Below are 18,373 nucleotides of genomic sequence, written 5' to 3'. Positions count from 1 at the left end.
CTGATGATCCTCCGCCTGATCGAACGCACCGGGGTGCTCGTGGTCAGCCTTGTGGTCAGTTCGGTGCTCGTGTTCTCGTTCCTGGCCGTGCTGCCTGGCGATCCGGCCCGGGTCGCGCTCGGCGTCAACGCGTCCGACGAGGCCGTCGCGGAACTGAACCGGCAGTTCGGGCTCGACCGGCCGCTGCCCACCCAGTACTTCGACTGGCTGGGCGGAATGCTTCGCGGCGACTTCGGGACGTCGTACGTGTCGAAGGCCGAGATCGGGCCGCAGATCGTCGACCGGTTCCAGGTGACGTTGTGGCTGGTCGTGGCCGGCATGGTGATCGCGTTGGCGATCGCTATTCCGGCCGGGACGGTGATGGCCGCGCGGCACCGGAAGGTCTCTGGGCTGGCGTTGTCCGCGGTCTCCCAACTGGGCGTCGCCGTACCGGCGTTCCTCGCTGGCATCCTGCTGATCATGGTGTTCGCGGTGAAGCTCGGATGGCTGCCGGCGAACGGCTGGACACCGCCGGCCCAGGATCCCAGCATGTTTGTCAGACAACTGATCATGCCTGCCTTAGCACTCGGTCTAGTACAAGGCGCTGTCTTGACGCGCTACGTGCGGAGCGCCGTACTCGACGTACTGCGTGAGGACTACCTGCGTACAGCGCGGGCCAAAGGGCTGAGGCCGTTCCCGGCACTGTGGCGGCACGGCATCCGCAACGCGGCCGTCCCGGTGGTGACTGTGCTCGGTCTGCAGCTCGCGACCCTGCTGATCGGCGCAGTCGTCGTGGAGCGCGTCTTCGTCATCCCCGGCCTCGGCAGCCTCCTCCTGGATGGTGTGTCGAACCGCGATCTGCTCCTCGTCCAGGACGTGGTGATGGTCCTCGTGATCGCCGTACTCGTGGTCAACTTCCTCGTCGATCTCCTGTACGTCGCTCTGGATCCCCGGCTGCGGGTGTCGCGATGAGGCGGCTGAATCCGAGTCTGATCGTCGGCGGCGTGATCGTCGGGCTCATCGTGGTGATGGCGCTCGTCTCGTTCGTCTGGACGCCGTACGACGCCACACTCGTGGACCCCACGATCCGGTTGGCCAAGCCCTCGTGGGACCACTGGTTCGGGACCGACAAGTTCGGCCGGGACGTGTTCAGTCAGATCATGGTCGGATCGCGGACCACGTTGTTCGTCGGCGTGGTCGCGGTCGGGGTGGCCGCGCTGATCGGCGTACCGCTGGGAATCCTGGCGGCGATGTCGAGGCGGTGGTCGAGCGAGCTCATCATGCGGACCAACGACCTGTTGCTGGCGTTCCCGGCGTTGCTGCTGGCCATCATGTTCGGCGCGGTGTTCGGGGCGAGCACGACGACGGCGATGATTGCCATCGGCATCGCGTCGGTGCCGAGCTTCGCGCGGGTGATCCGGAGCGGGGCGTTGCAGGTGATGCGGACCGAGTACGTGCTGGCTGCTCGGGCCGCTGGGCGGCAGCCGTTCCCGATCGCCGTACGGCATGTGCTGCCGAACGTGACGAGCCTGATCACCGTGCAGGCGTCGGTGTCGTTCGCGATCGCGGTGCTGGCCGAGGCGGCGCTGTCGTTCCTCGGGTATGGGACGCCGCCGCCGACTCCGTCGTGGGGACGGATGCTGCAGGAGAGCCAGGAGTTCCTGTTCAGCGCGCCGCGGCTGGCGATCTTCCCGGGGGTGGCGATCGCGATCGCCGTACTGGGGTTCAATCTGCTCGGCGACGGGCTCCGCGACCGGTTCGACCCGAAGTTGGAGGACCGCCGATGAACGACGTACTGAGCGTTCGCGGGCTGACCGTGACGGTGCGGGACAAGACGCTGGTCTCGGACGTCGATCTGACGGTCGGCCCGGGGGAGCGGGTCGGGCTGATCGGTGAGTCCGGGTCGGGGAAGTCGCTGACCGCGCTGAGCGTGCTCGGTCTGCTGCCCGAGGATGTGATCGCGTCCGGATCGGTGCGGCTGACCGGTGTCGAGCACGAGCTGATCGGTGCGGACGAACGACGGATGTCGCGGGTCCGGGGTCGGCAGTTGGCGATGGTGTTCCAGGAGCCGATGACGGCGCTCAACCCGACGATGCGCATCGGCGACCAGATCGCGGAAGCCATGCTCATCCACCGGACGGCGTCCGGTCGTGGGGCAGCGCGGGAATCGGCGGTCGAGCTGCTCGACCGGGTTCAGTTGCCGGCGGAGACGTTGCGCGCGTACCCGCACCAGCTGTCCGGTGGCCAACGGCAACGAGTCGTCCTGGCCCTTGCCCTCGCCAACGATCCCGCCCTGCTGATCTGCGACGAACCGACGACCGCGCTCGACGTCACTGTGCAGGCACTCGTCCTGGACCTCATCGTCAAGGGCGTCGTCGCCCGTTCGTCGGCCCTTCTGTTCATTACCCACGATCTCGCCGTCGTCGCAACCGTCTGCGAGCGCGTTCTCGTGATGTACGGCGGCCGCGTCGTCGAATCAGGCCCGGTCGGTGAGGTGTTCACGCGACCACGTCATCGCTACACCGAAGGTCTGCTCGCAGCCTCCGATCTCGAGACAGGCGATCGACGGCTGACCACGATCCCGGGCAACGTGCCGCCCGCCGGTCAGTTCCCGTCCGGCTGTGTGTTCCGTACTCGCTGCCGCCACGCCACCGAGGTCTGCGCCACCACTCCGGACTGGAGCGGGTCCGAGGCGACCGGCTTCGCATGCCACCATCCTGTGGAGGTTGCGCATGTCTGACATCTCGCTCCGGGAGCACGTGCCCGCGGCTCGCGAGCCGGAGGCCGAGCCGGCCATCCAACTGATCGATGTCGTTCGCAACTACACCCGACCGCGTACGTCGCTGTTCCGCCCAGGCCCCGTGGTCCACGCGCTGCGCGGAGTGAGCCTCGCGGTCAAGCCAGGTGAACGCTTCGGCATCGTCGGCGAATCCGGCTGCGGCAAGTCGACCCTGCTCCGGATCATCGCCGCGCTCGACCAGGCGACCTCCGGTCACGTCGTTGTCGAAGGCACCGATATCACCCGGCTGCCGGAGCGGCGGCTGCGATTCCTCCGCGAGAACCTCCAACTCGTCTTCCAGGACCCGATGAGCTCGCTCGACCCGCGCATGCGCGTCCGCGACATCATCGCCGAACCCCTTGTCGTGCAAGGGCATCCGGCCTCCGGGCAGCGCGTCCGCGAACTGCTCGAAGCGGTCGGCCTGTCCGCCGACGCGGGTGACCGGTACCCGCACCAGTTCTCCGGCGGTCAACGGCAACGCATCTCCATCGCCCGCGCTCTCGCCCCACGCCCGCGCATCCTGATCGCGGACGAGCCGGTCAGCGCCCTCGACGTCTCGGTCCGCGCGCAGGTGCTCAACCTGATCTCCGACCTGGTCGACGAACTCAACCTGACCCTCGTCTTCGTGTCCCACGACCTGTCCGTCATCAAGCACGTCTGCGATCGGGTCGCCGTGATGAATGCCGGCCAGGTCGTCGAGACCGGCTTCACCGGCGACGTGTACGCCGCCCCGCAGCACCCGTACACGCAGCGCCTCGTCTCGGCGATCCCCACTCTCCACAGAGCGTTGTCCGGAGCAACCACCACCGACCTCCTCGCTGCGAAGGGAGAACCCGGATGAAGTACCCAGCCGGCCTGCCGGTCGGAGAGACCTGGGTCGACGCACCGTCCACCGAGCCGGTGATCTTCCCGTACGACGGTTCGACGGTCGCCGACGCGCCCGTCGGGGACGTGGAGCTGGCCCGGCAGGCACTCGACCATGCGCTTGCCGTCCGCGATGCGGTCGAGCGGCTTCCGTCGTACGTACGGCGGAAGGCCTTGCAGAGCGTGCATGCCACGATCTCGGCCGAGCGTGATGCGTTTGTCGATCTGCTCGTGCTAGAGACCGGTAAGCCGCTGGTGGACTGCCGGGTCGAGGTCGATCGCACGCTGCTCACGCTGGAGACTTCGGCCGAGGAGGTCGCCCGGCTGCATGGTGAGACCGTGCCGCTGGATCTGCTGCCGAGTGGGGACGGTCTGGTTGGGTTCTGGGTGCGGAAGCCGATCGGTGTCGTCGTTGGGATCACTGGGTTCAACTATCCGTTGCTGCTGGCGTCGCACAAGATCGCGCCGGCGATCGCTGCCGGGTGCCCGGTGATCGTGAAGCCCGCGCCGCAGACGCCGCTCGCGACGTTGTGGCTCGTCCATTTGATGCGGGAGGCGTTGGTCGAGGCCGGCGCTCCGGCGGCCGCCGTACAACTCGTGACCGGGGGACCGGACGTCGGCGCGACACTCACCACGGACCGCCGGATCGGCGCGGTCTCGTTCACCGGCTCGGCCGCGGTCGGTCACCAGATCGCGCGGGACGCCGCGCCGACGAAGGTGCTCCTCGAGCTCGGCTCGAACTCGGCCCTCGTCGTCGCCGCCGACGCCGATCTCGATGCGGCGGCCGATGCGATCATCCGCGGCGGGTACTACGCATCTGGTCAGGCATGCATCTCCGTCCAACGAGTCATCGTTGTCGAGTCCATACATGCCACTTTGCTAGACAAGTTGACCGAGCGTCTTCCTGCTGTGGTCGTCGGCGATCCGCGCTCTCCGGAGACGCGGGTGTCGGCGCTGATCGATCCGAAGTCGACCTCTCGGGTCCGTGCCTGGGTCGATGCGTCGGTTGCTTCCGGTGCCGAACTGACCTACTCGTCGAAGGACGGGGACTTGCTGGGGCCGACCGTCTTGACGGATGTGGCGTCGGGGCAACTGGCGTGGGACGAGGAGATCTTCGGGCCGGTGATCGCGGTCCGGTCGGTGCCGGACCTCGAGACGGCGTTCGCCACGGTCAACGCATCCCGATATGGCTTGCACGCGAGTGTGTTCACGTCCTCGCTGGACACCGCGTTCACCGCGATCGACCAGCTCGACGTAGGCGGCGTGGTGATCAACGAGGTACCGGGATTCCGGTCCGACGTGATGCCGTACGGCGGTGTGAAGGACTCCGGGATCGGGCGCGAAGGCCCGCGGTTCGCGATCGAGGAACTGACCACGACCCGGATGGCCATCATCCGCCCGAGGCCCTGAGGTGACTTCAGCCATGACGGACTACGCCAAGCTCTTCCGCTTGGACGGCAAGCACGTTCTCGTGATCGGCGCCGGCAGCGGTATCGGCCGCGAGAGCGCCCTCGCGCTGGCTGCTCATGGCGCCCACGTCACCTGTGCCGACCGGGATCTCGCCGCGGCCGCACAGACCGCTGATGGTGGTGACGACCTCACGTCGTACGAGCTCGACATACTCGACGACGAGGCGATCGTTCGGGCAGCCGCCGAGCTTGGGCAGGTCGATGTACTCGTGTTCACCGCGGCGACCAACGTGCGGAAGCGGATCCTCGACTACACCGGCGAGGAGTTCGACCGGGTGGTGGCGCTCAACCTGCGGGCGTCGTTCCAGCTGATCCGTGCCTTCGGCAAGCAGATGGCCGAGCGGGGCGGTGGCAGCATCATCGGGTTCAGCTCCATCCGCGGTACGACGGTGGAGCCCGGCCAATCGGTGTACGCGGCAACCAAGGCCGGCCTGGTCCAGCTGCTCCGGACCGCCGCCGCCGAGCTCGGGCCGAACGGCGTACGCGTGAACGCGGTCGCGCCGGGCGTCGTCGAGACCCCGCTCACCGCCCAGATCAAGGCGAACAAGGCCTGGTACGACGCCTACGCGCAGAAGGGCGCCCTTGGCCGCTGGGCCCAGCCGGAGGAGCTCGCCGGTGCAGTTGTCTATCTCGCCTCCGACGCCGCCAGCTTCGTGACCGGCAGCGTGATCGCGGTCGACGGCGGCTGGACCGCGGTCGACGGCCGCTTCGACCCACCGAACTGACTCTCGTTTGGAGCTTGGATGAGCCTCGCCGACCTGACCGCGACCGAACTGTTGTCGAAGTACCGCGACGGTTCGCTCTCACCCGTCGAGGTGATCGAGGACGTACTCGCCCGGATCGAGGAACTCGAGCCGCGGATCTGTGCGACGTACGCGCTGGATCCGGAGGGCGCCCGCGCGGCCGCCCGCGAGTCGGAACGCCGCTGGCGTGATGGGTCGGCCGGCCGCTTGGACGGCGTACCGACGACGGTCAAGGAGAACATCGCGACCCGCGGCACCCCGGTGCCACAAGGCACGGCGGCGACCGAACTCGTCCCAGCAACCGAGGACGCACCGGCCGCGGCCCGGCTACGCGAGGCCGGTGCGGTGATCTTTTGTAAGACAACGATGCCTGAATACGGAATGCTCTCGTCAGGCGTGTCAACGTTCCATCACCTGACGCGCAACCCCTGGGATCTGTCGAAGACGCCCGGCGGTTCGAGTGCGGGTGCCGCGGCAGCCGCGGCGGCTGGGTACGGTCCGCTGCACATCGGCACCGACATCGGCGGCTCGATCCGGCTGCCGGCGGGCTGGTGTGGCGTCGTCGGCATCAAGCCCACCCACGGCCGGGTCGCGGTCGGCAACCCGTACCCGGGTCGTGCGATCGGTCCGCTCGCGCGTACGGCGGCGGACGCGGCGCTGGCGTTGTCGGTGATGTCCGGATACGACCCGCGCGACCACACGTCCCTCCCGACCATCGATGACACCTACACCGAGGAACTGACCGTTCAGGGCCTCCGCGTGGCACTCCTGCTCGACTCAGGCCTCGGCCTCCCGGTCGATCCCGAGGTCACCGCAGCCGTCTCGTCGGCGGCCGCCGTACTCGAGAAGGGCGGCGCGATCGTCGAGCCGATCGAGCCGATCATCACCCGCGAGATGCTCGACGGCCTGGACCGCTTCTGGCGGGTTCGATCCGCCGCAGACATCGCGGCACTGCCCGAGGACCGCCGCGCGAAGGTGCTTCCCGAGATCCGCCAGTGGGTCTCCACCGCAGGCGACCTCTCCGGCTTCGACGTCTTCCACGGCTACAGCCAGATGGGTGCGATGGCCGCGGCGGTCACCGAAGTATTCCGGTCATACGACGTGATCCTGTCGCCGGTCGCCCCGATCACGGCCTTCCGGGCGGAGCTGGCGTATCCGACGGACGATCCGTCCAAGCCGTTCGAGCACATCGCGTTCACGGTGCCGTACAACATGTCGGCCCACCCCGCGACGACGGTGAACGTCGGGTGGTCGGCGTCAGGGCTTCCGATCGGCGCGCAGCTCGCCGTACCGCATCACCAGGACCTGACCGCGCTCGGGTTGGCGGCGTACCTGGACACCGAGCGCAGGGAGTGGCCGACCGCCTGACGGCCGGCCGGTTGCGAGGCCATCCGCGCTCGCCATGACTGGGCCTCGATCTTCGGACGATAGGCGTCGCCCGGCGGCACCTATCTTCCGCAAAGGAACCAGCTGGCGGCGCTCGGGCATGACGCGGAGGCGGTCCCTGGGCAGCCTGTCGATGCGGGTGTAGCTTGTGGCCGAGGTTGCTGAGCATGGCGGATCGTCTTGACGAGGTATCGGCCCACGCGGTGCGGCGCGGGCTGGTTTCGCACTGCTATCGGATGCTCGGGTCCATCACCGAGGCCCAACAGGTCGCCACGCTGAGCCTGCAGTCGTCGGACGACCTGTACGCGATCGCGACCCGGCAATGTCTGGACCAGGACGTGTGGCGACCGCTGCCGACCAGCATGGCGGCGGCGAGCGACGACCCCGAGGGGAGGCTGCAACAGAGCCCGGAGGTCCTGTGGCTCGAACCCATCCCAGACGACCTGACTGACGGTCGTCCCATCGGCCTGGACATCGTCGCCGCGCTCCAGCGCCTGCCCGCCCGGCATCGCGCCGCGCTGATCCTGGCCGACATCGAGGGCTGGACGCCTGCTCGGGTGACCGATGCGATCGGTGTCAGCGCCGCCGATCTCGACGAGGCCAGATTGCACTTCGACCCGGGCCAGAGCCACGTCGCGGACGACGCCGCGCTGCTGGATCGCTATCGCGCCGCGTTCGAGTTGTACGACGTACCGACGATCACCGGATTCTTCACCGACGACGCGATCTGGGAGATGCCGCCGTTCACCTCATGGTTCCGCGGCGCCCGCAACATCGGTCGGCTCATCGCCACCCACTGCCCGGCCAAGGAGGCCGGCGACCAGGTCCTGGTCCCGATCAAGGCCAACGGCCAGCCCGGCTTCGCCGTCTACATGCGCGACCCGGCCGACAACGTCCACCGAGCCTTCCAGCTCCAGGTCCTCACCCTCACCGCCACCGGCATCATCCACGCGATAGCGTTCTTCGACCTGACCCTTTTCGAAACCTTCAACCTCCCCGACCTCCTCACCACCCTCCCCAAGTCCCCCTACGAGGCCCAACCCAGCCTCCACGTCACCCGCGCCGACAAGCACGACTGAGGTCGGCGGACCGCCAGGCCATCACAATCGGGGGCTCACCACCGAGCGCCCGGCTGCGCGGACAGCGGCGGCCCAGATGTGATGGCCTGGAGATCCGCACTCAGTAGTCGCCGTAGACCTGGACCTTGGTGCCGATGGAGGTTTCTTTGAAGATCTGGTTGATTTCGGGACGGGTGACGCGGACGCAGCGGTGGCTGGCGGGGTAGGACTTGACCAGGGAGTTGACGCGGGAGCCGTGCAGGGCGATGCCGGGACGGTCGCGAAGGAAGTAGAGCGAGTCGTACATGTAGGCCTCCGGGTAGAGGCTGCTCTCGTGCGCGCCGGCCCACTTGCGCCAGACCTTGCCGGTGCGGTTCGGGGTTTCGTAGCCGGGGGCACCGGTCGAGACCCAGACGATCCGCTTGTAGGCCTTGCCGACGATTTGGTACGCCACCTGGCAGGTCTTGTTGACGTAGATCCCGGGCTCACGCGTCGGGGTCGGGCGCTTGGTTGCGTTGAGCACCGAGTACGCGTCGTTGAGGGTGAGGCCCTTGCGGCTGACCGGCATGCCGTTGGTCTCGCGCCACGCACACAGGGCCTGCTTGGCCCGCGCGGTGATGTCGCCGTCGACGTCGCCGACCGGGTACCCGAGCTTGTCGAGTTGCCGCTCGACCCGGAGCGCGTAGTACTGCGGCTTCTGCTTCACCTTGGGCTTCGGCTTGGTCGTCGGCGCGGGGGTCGGCGTCGCGCTCGGCGTACTCGATGGAGTGGCAGAGGTCGGCGTACTGGAAGCAGAGGATGGCGTGTCAGATGGACTGGACTCACTGGCGGCCACGTCGGAACAGCCGACGAGAACGAACGACAGTACGACCGAACCGGCAACGAGACCACGTCGACGAGACACGATTTCCCCTCTCCCTCAGCATTGTCAGAGTCGCAGAACCGCGCTGCTCGAGCCTGCAACGAAACGCCGAGACTAGTGCTCCGAGGGTTCCCCAGACGTGCCGTCGCCCGCGCCCGTCACCGAACCGTTGTCGACCACGGGTCCCGGGTCGTCCCGCAACCTTGTTGGACAAGTACCCGTTCCGGCATTTTCCGCACGTGACTCCGCGGCCCGGACCCTCTTCATTCACAGGCCGCAGTTCGATGCGCAAGGCACCGAACTCCGATCAGCAGCCGCAGGACTCGCGCTATGTTCGGGCTCGTTGGATCGCCTCGATGATGGCTGCCGCGGCGCGCGATCCTTCCACGGTGACTGCGAGGCGCATCGTGCCGGCACCGTCGGGGGTGAAGGTGCTCGTGCCGTCGTCGGCGATGTCGACGATGCCAGGTTCGGAGAACGTGAACAGGTCGGGCCGGGAGAGGGTGAGCACCGCGACGGGATCGTGCGGCACGTTCCATTCCTGCTGCCAGAACTCCCACCACTGCCGGATGTCTGCCTGCAGCGCCGCGCCGAGTGCTCCCGCTGCTCCGATCAGCCCGAGCCCGGTCTGGTCGATGTTGACCTGTTGCGTCACGTCGAGTCCGGTCACTGTGGTCGGGATCCCGGCTGACAGCACGGCGCGGGCGGCGACAGCGTCACTCTTGAAGTTGTGCTCGGGCTTCTCGCCGGGTGGGAACAACCCGCCCATGATCCACAGGTGGCGGATCCAGGTCGCCACGTGCGGCTCCCGGCGGAGTGCCTCGGCGATGTTGGTCAGCGGGCCGACGGCGATGACGTCGATCTCGCCCGGCTGCGCCCGCAGGGTGGCGATCAAGTGGTCGACCGCGGGCAGCTCTGCGACGGATTCGCGGTCCAACCCCTCGTGCAGGCTGCCCTCGTGACCCGGCCACCACACGTCGCGTCCGGACAGCGGCGCGCTTTGTCCGGGATGTACGGCGATGTCGTGGTCCGCGAGTACGCCGTACCGGCGCGCGATCCGGGCTCGCAGGAGCGTGTCGCCGTACACGGTGGTCACCGAGTGCAGGCTCAAACCTGGTGTTCCGAGGATCTGGGCGAGCGCCATGGCGTCGTCGACGTCCGAACCGATGTCGGTGTCGAAAATGAGCGTGCGGGCCCGCGGCAGCTGGTTCATGGATCCCCTGAAGGTTCTACGGCCACGACCTGCGACGAGCAGCGCGACCTATAGGACGAGCACCGCGACCTACAGTCCGAGGTCGCGCAGGAACTCCGGCTTGTACGCCTGCATCACGACGTACCGCTGATCCGGCACCTCCATGCCGGCGTTCTTCGCGGCGTCGCTGGCCGCGTCGTGCTCGCCGACCGGTACGTTCGGATCCGTCCAGTCCTGCTCGGCCGGATTCCACCGCGTCACCGTGTACTCGGCGCTGAGGTTGTCGTCGGCAACGAGCTCCTTGACGGTCCGCTCCGCCTCCTGGGCGTCGGCGAGGGTGTGCGTGTACAGCAACATCCGGTTCCCGTCCCGGGTCACCGTCACCTGGCTGCCGAGCCGCTTCCGCGCGTCGTCGTCCAGATCCAGCGCCCGCAACCGCTCCCAGAACGACATCCGGTGCTCGTCGTTCCCGAGCTCGACCTCAACCCGAAATTCCTCATCCGCCATGTCCGACACCTTACCGTTGCCCGCGTGCTGCCTATCGTGGCGAGGTATGGATGAGTTTCTGGCGGAGCAGATCGCCTACTACCAGGCCAGGGCAGGGGAGTACGACGAGTGGTGGCTGCGACGCGGTCGGTATGCGTTGCCGTCCGATCTCGAACGGGCCTGGTTCGAGGACGTGGCGGAGGCCGAGGCCGCGTTGCGATCGTTCGCTCCGACCGGATGGGTGTTGGAGCTGGCGTGCGGCACCGGGCTGTGGACCCAGCACCTGGTCGGGTACGCCGACCATGTGACCGCAGTGGACGCCTCACCTGAGGTGATCGAGCTCAATCGGGAGCGTCTCGGCGGGGCGCCGGTCGACCACGTCGTGGCCGACGTCTTCGAGTGGCAGCCGCCTGCCGCGAGCTATGACGTGGCGGTTTTCACGTACTGGCTGTCGCACGTGCCTGACAATCGGTTGGACGCGTTCTGGTCCAACGTGCGTACGGCGCTGCGCCCTGGCGGCCGTGTATTCCTCGTCGACAGCAGCCCGTACCCGCCCGACTCAGCGCCGCCGACCGGCGGCCGTCCGCAACGCCGTGAGCTCAATGACGGTCGGACCTTCACTATCTCCAAGCGCTACTGGACCGGTCCTGAGCTGGAGGCCGACCTCCGGCGGCGGGGATGGGATGCCACGGCCCGCGTGACAACCAACCAGATGATCCTGGTCGCCACCGCGTCCGCATAACGGGGCCGGAACGTCAACATGCGGGACAGGAGAATCCTTTTGCTTCGATTGACTACAGTTCTTAGTCATGGAGCTGAGGCATTTGGAGCACTTCGTGGCGGTGGCCGAGCAGAAGCACTTCACTCGGGCCGCCGAGGCGATGTCGATCTCGCAGTCGGGCCTGTCCGCCTCGATCCGCGCGCTCGAACGTGAGCTGCGCGCGTCCCTCTTCGTCCGCAACACCCGGAGCGTCGAGCTGACCGAGGCGGGTCGCGCGCTGCTGTGCGAGGGACGCCGTGCCCTCGCCGCCGCCGAAGCCGCCAAGGACGCGGTCGCCGCGGTCCAGGGACTCCTCCGCGGTCACCTCACCGTCGGACTCGAGCAGTGTCTCGGCGTGGTCGACGTACCGGCGCTGCTCGCCAAGTTCCGCTCCGCCTACCCCGGTGTGGAGATCGAAGTACGCCAGGGCGGCTCCACCCCGATGCTCGACGAACTCGCCTCCGGCCGCCTCGACGTCGCCTTCGTAGCCACCGCCGGCGACCCGATCGACGGCCTCGACCTCCGCCCTCTCTCCAAGGAGTCGATGGTCCTCGTCTGCGCCCCCGACCACCGCCTCGCCTCCGCGATCTCGGTCTCCCTCGACGACCTGGCAGGCGAGTCCTTTGTCGACTTCGACCCCACCTGGGGCGCCCGAGCCATCTCCGACCGAGCCTTCGCCTCCGCCGGCGTCGCCCACCCGGTCACCATCGAGGTCAACGACGTACACACCCTCCTCGCCTTGGTCGCCCACAACCTCGGCGTAGCCCTCGTCCCCGAACGCATAGCCGCCAAACGAGGCGACCACATCACCGTCCCCCTCACCCCGGGCGCCGCCGCCGACTGGCAGGTCTCGGTCGCCGTCCCCACCAGCCCTGCGGCGTCCCTAGCAGCGGACGCCCTAATAGGCATGCTCCCCACCACCGCAGTCCACCCCTGACCCGACGCCCACGCCCCACCACGCCGGGCCCACGCGAACCGCTCGAGGTGCGTCGCACCGCACGAGGCCCGGTGTGCGTCGCACCGCCCGAGTCGCCCGCTTTACGTCGCAACGCCCGAGCGCCCGCCGTCTGCCGCACCACCCGAGCCGCCCGCCGTAGTGCCCCAGTCGCCCGACCTGCGCCGCACCGCCCGAGCCGTTCGCTGTACGCCGCACCACCCCGAGTCGCCCGCTGTACGTCGCACCGCGCGAGCCGCCCGCGCATCGGCGAGGGCCAGTCGTACCGCCCGATCCGTCTGCCGTCTGTCGTACCGCCCGAGCCACCCGGCGGGCTGCCCGAGCTGAACGCCGTCTGTCATACCGCCCGCGCTGACCGGCGCACCGAGCCGCTGTGACCTGTGGCGCTGACACGATCTGGGCGTGATTACTCCTGGTCCGATCGTTCCCGATGGTGGCGGCTACCGGCACTCGTACGAGATCGCCGCACCGGCTCGCACGGTCTACGTGTCCGGGCAGATCCCGGTGGCTCCGGACGGCACCCTCGCACAGGGCTTTGCCGAGCAGTGCCGTCAGGTGTGGGCCAACGTGGCCGCAGCCCTGGCTCATCACGGGATGGACCTCTCCGACCTGGTCAAGGTGACGACATTCCTGTCGGACCGCGCATATCGCGCCCAGAACTCAGCCATCCGGCGCGAGGTCCTCGGCGACCACGCTCCAGCGCTGACAGTCATCATCACGGGCATCTACGACGAGGCGTGGCTGCTAGAGATCGAGGCGATCGCCGCCCGGTAGTTCCTCAGGCGTACTGCAGCTCCGCGACACTGATCCGGTCACCGCGAACCGTGAAGTCGTAGTGCGCACGCCATCCCTCCGACCCAGCCGGCGCCCACCGCACCAGCAGTTTCTGACCGTTCGGCCGTCGCTCGACGATCTCCAGTACCTGCAACGTGCCACCAATGACCTCATTGCGTGCCCAGGCCCGGATCGCGTCGTGTCCGGTGATCGTCCGGGAGACATCGACGATCCGGCCGTCGGTGTGGAACGCGTTCACAAGACCATCGAGATCGCGGCGACCAACCGCGTCGACGTACACCTGCGCCGCCGGCAGCACACCTCCCGGCGGCGTCGCGGCCGGCCCGCTCGTCGGACCACTGGCAGTCGGACCGCCGCTTGTCGGACCGGCGCTAGTCGCGCCGCTCGTCGGACCGCCGGTAGTCGCGCGCCACCGGTTGTCGAACCGCTGGTACTCGGACCGCGGTTAGTCGAACCGGTGGTGGTCGGGCTGCTCACCGACGGCTCGCCACACCCGGACACTTGTAAGACAAGTAATCCTGCGACTTGTAAGACAAGTACTCGTGTCAGCAACTTCATCGTGCATCCTGCAGCAACGTCGCGCCGACGGGCTCGAGTCGGGCGAGTACTGCATCGATCCGCGCGAGCGTGTCCGGATGCAGCGTGATCTCGGCCGCCGCCAGGTTCTCCTCGATGTGCGCCGGTGTACGGCTGCTCGGGATCGGCACCACCGCCGCATCCTGATGTAGCAACCACGCCAGCGCGAGCTGACTCCGAGTGATTCCGAGGTCCGCCGCCAGCGTCTGCAGAGCTGCGTACGACGCGTTGTTCGCCGCGAGACTGTCGGCGTCGAACCGCGGTGCGTTGTTCCTGAAGTCGTCCGCACCAAGCCGCTCAACCGTGCCAGTCAGGAACCCAGCCCCGAGCGGACTCCAAGGTACGACGCCGACGCCAAGCTCACGCGCCGCCTCGAGCAACTCCGGATCCACTGGTCGCCACATCGACCACTCCGTCTGGACGGCGGCGATCGGATGAACACCATGCGCCCGACGCAACTCCTGCGGCGTCACGTTGGACACCCCGAGGTGCCGAACCTTGCCATCAGCAACAAGCTCGGCCATCGCGCCGACCGAGTCCTCGATCGGCACCTGCGGATCCGGAAAGTGGAGGTAGTACAGGTCGATCACATCAGTGCCCAGGTTGCGCAGACTGCTCTCCGCATACCCCTTGATGTACTTCGGCTCGGCGTTCACCAGCAACTCCTCGAACGCGAACCCAACCTGCAACGGATGAGCCTCGGCCCCTTCCGGAACCGCGAGCCCGAACTTGGTAGCCAGCGTGATCTCGTCACGCCGACCCCGAATCGCGCGCCCGACCAACCGCTCGTTATGCCCGTCATCGCCGTACGCATCACTGGTGTCGAGGAACGTCCCGCCGGCCTCGATGGCCGCCCGGATCGCCGCAACGCCGCGGTCGTCGTCGATCTCGCCGTACATGCCAGGGGAGAGCACCATCGCACCGAACCCGATCGCCGGTACGTCGAGCTGACCGAGACTGCGTGTGGGAAGTGTCTTTGTCATACACGCAGCTTTGGCTCGCGGTGATCACTTCGTCCAAGACCTGTTGGTATAACCATTGGTTATGGATGCCCATCTGCGGGAACTGCGGTACTTCGTCGCCACGGCCGAGGAGTCGACAGTCACCGCCGCGGCCGCTCGCCTGTTCGTGTCGCAGCCCGCCTTGTCCAAGCAGCTCAGAGCGCTTGAGCGCCGACTCGGATTCGACCTATTCGTCAGGCTGTCCCGCGGCCTCGCCCTCACAGACCAGGGGAGTGCGCTCCTCCCCGTCGTACGCGCCATGCTCGAGACCTGGGACCGCGGCTACGTCGAAGCACGCGCACTCACCCACCCGCGCCAACTCATCGTCGGCATGCAAACCGCCGTCGGCCGCGACCTCCAACGCCCAGCCGTCCAACGCTTCCGCACCCGGGCCCCCGGCTGGACAGTCTCCCTGCGCCTGGTCGGCTGGGACGACCCAACAGCCGGCCTGGCCGACGCCACCAGCGACGTAGCCTTCGTCTGGCTCCCAATCCCCGCCGACGACGTTGCCACCCGAGTCCTGGTCCGCGAGAACCGCTGGATAGCACTGCCTGCAGAACACCGCCTCGCCGACTGCACCGAGATCCCGTACGCCGAACTCCGCGACGAACCGTTCATCGCCCTACCCGCTGCGGCCGGCCCACTCCGAGACTTCTGGCTCGCTCTGGACGTCCGCTCCGGCCGCCCGCCAGCCATAGTCGCCGAAGCCACAGCCGCCGACGAGGTCCTGGAACTGGTCAGCGCCGGCGTCGGCATCGCCCTCATTGCCGAAGGCAACGCCCGCCTCTACAAGCGCCCCGGCGTAACCTTCCGCCCGGTCCCCGACCTCCCACCCGCCGAACTCGCCATCGCCTGGCGTCGCACCGACCCCCGCGAAATCGTCCACCTCTTCGTCGACTCGGTCGGCGGATGACACGAACCAGTGGATCCTGCAAGGCCGCTACCAATTCACCGCCGGCACCACAGGCCACGTGACCATCTCGACCCATCCGCCGCCGCTACCTCCGCACCAGCTACACCAAGTTCGTCTCCGTGAACTGACCGCCGAGCCTGTCCAGCTGGACCCCGTCATACGGCGGACTCCAGCCGCTCAACAGCCCGCGGTCGGCCTAGTCATCGCCGGCAGATGCGGCACTCAGCTGGTCGGGACCGTGCCGTGGCCGACCCAGGTCATCAGTTGCATCTCGGCCTCATGGCGGGGACCGAAGTGGCCGCCGTCCACCCACATCAACTCGGCGTTGGGTATATGGCGCACAAGCCACTCTCCATGCGCGGGCGGAACCGAACCGTCGTCGCGCGCCAGCATGAATCGAGTGGGCGCTTGGATATCTTCGACGGAGAGCCCCCAGTCCCGCGCGTCCGACAGGCAATCATCGACGTAGCCGGCTGAGCCCTGCCGACTGGACTCATCGAACGCTTCCACCAGCATCGCTCGGTCGTCTTCCGGAACCTCGAGCTCGGGCATGCCAGCGTTGACCCAGTCCATCATGGCCTGCCAGTCGGCTTCGAGTGCCGCTGCTCCCTCCAGGCCATGCAGCCAGATGTCCCGGGCGAAATCGTCCATGCCGTCATAGAAGTCGAGCCCTTCGGCGGTGAAGGGAGCAGACCCGACCACCGTCGCGCAGCGGCTCACCCGATCCGGCAACAGAGCCGCCGCAGCCAACGCCGGCGACGACCCGCCCGACACACCGGCGACCCCGAACTGCTCGAGCCCAAACGCATCCGCGATCGCGCGCATGTCGTCCGCCGCGTCCGCGCCACGCCGCCCCGGAGCCCGTGTGGACAACCCATAACCGGGCCGATCGTAGGTAAACACCCGGAGGTGGTTCTGTGCGTACCCATCACCCGGCTCCCGCAGAAATCGACTCCCCGGCGTCCCATGCAACCAAAACATCGGCGCCCCATTCGGATCCCCCCAAGCACAAGCAGCCAGCTCCCGGCCGTCCGCCGTACTCACAATCCTCGTCCGCTCCTGCATGGCACGTCCCCCCAAGGCAACTGACAGGTCGCCCCGACTACCCCCAGCAGGGCGATCCTGTGATCTCAGCATGGCCTCTCGCACCCCAGACCGCCACGGCCCGCAACTCACAGGCGAAGGTGTCCTTGAGCAACCACGACGACAGCCATTGGCGTTCATGTGAACTTGCCTGACAACCGGACCTCGTGATCGGACAGGCAAATGCACGTGAGGCAAAGGGATCCGGCAGCGGCAAATCCGTCAGCCGACCTCCGCTGACGCACGTCGATCGAACGCCGACAGCCCGTACGACGTTGTGACGTCGTACGGGCTGTACATGTTGTGTTGTCTTACCAGGCGTAGTCCTCAGGAGAGGTCTTGTAGCCGGGGAAGATCTCATCGAGTCGTGCGAGCGCCTTCTCATCCAGCTTGACGTCGACCGCCCTCACCGCAGACTCCAGTTGCTCCATCGTCCGCGGTCCAACGATCGGCCCCGTGACGGCGGGCTGGTGCAGGAGCCAAGCCAGCGCGAGTTCGCCGGGCTCATGACCCAGTTCCTCCGCGAACGCCTCGTACTGCTCGATCTGCGGCCGCAGCTTCTCGAGTGCCTCCTTCGCACGACCCTCGAGCCGGCGCACACCCTGGTTCTCCTTGCGGATCACCCCACCAAGCAGCCCACCCTGCAACGGCGACCACGGGATCACACCAAGCCCATACGCCTGCGCAGCCGGCAGCACCTCCCGCTCCACATCCCGCACAATCAGGTTGTAGATCGACTGCTCACTGACCAGCCCAGCGAAGTTCCGCTCCTTAGCGGCCGCCTGAGCCTGAGCAATGTGCCACCCCGCGAAGTTGCTCGACCCGGCGTACAGGATCTTCCCCTGCTGTACGGCGACCTCAATCGCCTGCCAGATCTCCTCCCAAGGAGTGGCCCGATCCACGTGGTGGAACTGGTACAGATCGACATAATCCGTCTGGAGCCGCTTCAGGCTTGCGTCCAGCGCGCGGCGGATGTTGAGCGCCGACAGTTTGCCCTCGTTGGGCCAGCCATCGCCCATGTCGCCGTACACCTTGGTGGCGAGCACCGTCTTGTGCCGGTTGGCGGGATCCTTCGCGAACCACTCGCCGATGATCTCCTCGGTCCGGCCGGGGTAGATCGCCCGCCCGTATCCGTTCGCGGTATCGAAGAAGTTGATGCCCTTGTCGTGCGCCGCATCCATGATCGCGTGCGCGTCGGTCACCTCCGTGTGCGGCCCAAAGTTCATAGTCCCCAACACGATCCGACTGACGTTCAGCCCCGTACGCCCAAGATGAGTAAAGTCCATACCCTCCAACCTCCCTCGCCACCGCTCATCTGTCCAACAGAAGAATCCACTCAGTCCGATTACTCATCCTTCTGAGTCTTGTCGATCACGACGTACCGCGTGCCCGGTCAGAGCGGTTGCTAACCCCATAGGCTCGTTGCCATGTCGGCCACCAATTCGATGTCGGCACTTACAAGCTCGCAGCGG

The 18,373-nt window shown here is 67.5% G+C and carries 19 protein-coding genes; 12 read left to right on the top strand and 7 right to left on the bottom strand.

Annotated elements, in window-relative coordinates:
* Positions 1-3 precede the first annotated feature (3 nt).
* The 8 genes from EV652_RS14695 to EV652_RS14660 all read left to right on the top strand — a co-directional run bounded on the left by EV652_RS14695 (position 4) and on the right by EV652_RS14660 (position 8,299).
* Positions 4-951, top strand: coding sequence for an ABC transporter permease (locus EV652_RS14695; RefSeq protein ID WP_132209641.1), 948 nt, complete (start codon positions 4-6; stop codon positions 949-951).
* Entirely contained in the window at positions 948-1,766 is an 819-nt protein-coding gene (locus EV652_RS14690) for an ABC transporter permease (RefSeq protein ID WP_132209640.1), read from the top strand. Before EV652_RS14695 ends, EV652_RS14690 begins: the two co-directional genes overlap by 4 nt.
* On the top strand, positions 1,763-2,719 hold the full coding sequence (locus tag EV652_RS14685; RefSeq protein ID WP_132209639.1) for an ABC transporter ATP-binding protein: 957 nt from the start codon (positions 1,763-1,765) through the stop codon (positions 2,717-2,719). Before EV652_RS14690 ends, EV652_RS14685 begins: the two co-directional genes overlap by 4 nt.
* Positions 2,712-3,599, top strand: a complete 888-nt coding sequence (locus EV652_RS14680; RefSeq protein ID WP_132209638.1) for an ATP-binding cassette domain-containing protein — start codon at positions 2,712-2,714, stop codon at positions 3,597-3,599. Before EV652_RS14685 ends, EV652_RS14680 begins: the two co-directional genes overlap by 8 nt.
* Positions 3,596-5,032 (top strand): aldehyde dehydrogenase family protein, encoded by a 1,437-nt coding sequence (locus tag EV652_RS14675; RefSeq protein ID WP_132209637.1) that lies wholly within the window; start codon positions 3,596-3,598, stop codon positions 5,030-5,032. Before EV652_RS14680 ends, EV652_RS14675 begins: the two co-directional genes overlap by 4 nt.
* 13 nt (positions 5,033-5,045) lie before the next feature.
* Entirely contained in the window at positions 5,046-5,816 is a 771-nt protein-coding gene (locus tag EV652_RS14670; protein WP_132209636.1) for an SDR family NAD(P)-dependent oxidoreductase, read from the top strand.
* Positions 5,817-5,834: 18 nt separating this feature from the next.
* A complete protein-coding gene (locus EV652_RS14665; RefSeq protein WP_132209635.1) occupies positions 5,835-7,202 on the top strand; it encodes an amidase in 1,368 nt (455 codons plus the stop codon).
* A 185-nt stretch (positions 7,203-7,387) separates the two neighbouring features.
* Entirely contained in the window at positions 7,388-8,299 is a 912-nt protein-coding gene (locus EV652_RS14660) for a sigma-70 family RNA polymerase sigma factor family protein (protein ID WP_199238180.1), read from the top strand.
* Between the two features lie 100 nt (positions 8,300-8,399).
* Here EV652_RS14660 and EV652_RS14655 read toward each other — a convergent pair whose 3' ends face one another.
* From EV652_RS14655 to EV652_RS14645, 3 genes are all read right to left on the bottom strand, one after another.
* Positions 8,400-9,182 (bottom strand): L,D-transpeptidase family protein, encoded by a 783-nt coding sequence (locus EV652_RS14655; protein WP_242001767.1) that lies wholly within the window; start codon positions 9,180-9,182, stop codon positions 8,400-8,402.
* Between the two features lie 286 nt (positions 9,183-9,468).
* On the bottom strand, positions 9,469-10,353 hold the full coding sequence (locus tag EV652_RS14650; RefSeq protein ID WP_132209634.1) for a nucleoside hydrolase: 885 nt from the start codon (positions 10,351-10,353) through the stop codon (positions 9,469-9,471).
* 69 nt (positions 10,354-10,422) lie between these two features.
* Positions 10,423-10,839 carry a hypothetical protein gene (locus EV652_RS14645; protein WP_132209633.1) on the bottom strand — a complete coding sequence of 139 codons (417 nt, stop codon included), beginning with the start codon at positions 10,837-10,839 and terminating at the stop codon, positions 10,423-10,425.
* Between the two features lie 46 nt (positions 10,840-10,885).
* Between EV652_RS14645 and EV652_RS14640 the strand changes: the two genes are divergently transcribed.
* The 3 genes from EV652_RS14640 (at position 10,886) to EV652_RS14630 (ending at position 13,307) form a co-directional block, all read left to right on the top strand.
* A complete protein-coding gene (locus EV652_RS14640) occupies positions 10,886-11,560 on the top strand; it encodes a class I SAM-dependent methyltransferase (RefSeq protein WP_132209632.1) in 675 nt (224 codons plus the stop codon).
* A gap of 67 nt (positions 11,561-11,627) precedes the next feature.
* Positions 11,628-12,515, top strand: a complete 888-nt coding sequence (locus EV652_RS14635; protein ID WP_132209631.1) for a LysR family transcriptional regulator — start codon at positions 11,628-11,630, stop codon at positions 12,513-12,515.
* 420 nt (positions 12,516-12,935) lie between these two features.
* Positions 12,936-13,307, top strand: a complete 372-nt coding sequence (locus tag EV652_RS14630; protein ID WP_242001766.1) for a RidA family protein — start codon at positions 12,936-12,938, stop codon at positions 13,305-13,307.
* 4 nt (positions 13,308-13,311) lie between these two features.
* Here the strand turns inward: EV652_RS14630 and EV652_RS14625 are convergent, their stop codons facing one another.
* Entirely contained in the window at positions 13,312-13,626 is a 315-nt protein-coding gene (locus EV652_RS14625; RefSeq protein WP_132209629.1) for a nuclear transport factor 2 family protein, read from the bottom strand.
* Between the two features lie 256 nt (positions 13,627-13,882).
* On the bottom strand, positions 13,883-14,887 hold the full coding sequence (locus EV652_RS14620; RefSeq protein WP_132209628.1) for an aldo/keto reductase: 1,005 nt from the start codon (positions 14,885-14,887) through the stop codon (positions 13,883-13,885).
* A gap of 61 nt (positions 14,888-14,948) precedes the next feature.
* On the opposite strand from EV652_RS14620, the gene EV652_RS14615 reads away from it, so the two are divergent.
* On the top strand, positions 14,949-15,818 hold the full coding sequence (locus EV652_RS14615) for a LysR substrate-binding domain-containing protein (protein ID WP_132209627.1): 870 nt from the start codon (positions 14,949-14,951) through the stop codon (positions 15,816-15,818).
* 222 nt (positions 15,819-16,040) lie between these two features.
* Here EV652_RS14615 and EV652_RS14610 read toward each other — a convergent pair whose 3' ends face one another.
* Together EV652_RS14610 and EV652_RS14605 are read right to left on the bottom strand one after the other, a co-directional pair.
* Positions 16,041-16,799 (bottom strand): alpha/beta fold hydrolase, encoded by a 759-nt coding sequence (locus EV652_RS14610; protein ID WP_158441161.1) that lies wholly within the window; start codon positions 16,797-16,799, stop codon positions 16,041-16,043.
* Between the two features lie 413 nt (positions 16,800-17,212).
* Entirely contained in the window at positions 17,213-18,187 is a 975-nt protein-coding gene (locus EV652_RS14605; protein WP_132209625.1) for an aldo/keto reductase, read from the bottom strand.
* Positions 18,188-18,373 lie beyond the last annotated feature (186 nt).

This window comes from Kribbella steppae (assembly GCF_004342025.1).
Taxonomy (GTDB): Bacteria; Actinomycetota; Actinomycetes; order Propionibacteriales; family Kribbellaceae; genus Kribbella; species Kribbella steppae.
This window is presented reverse-complemented; position numbering and strand designations above follow the sequence as displayed.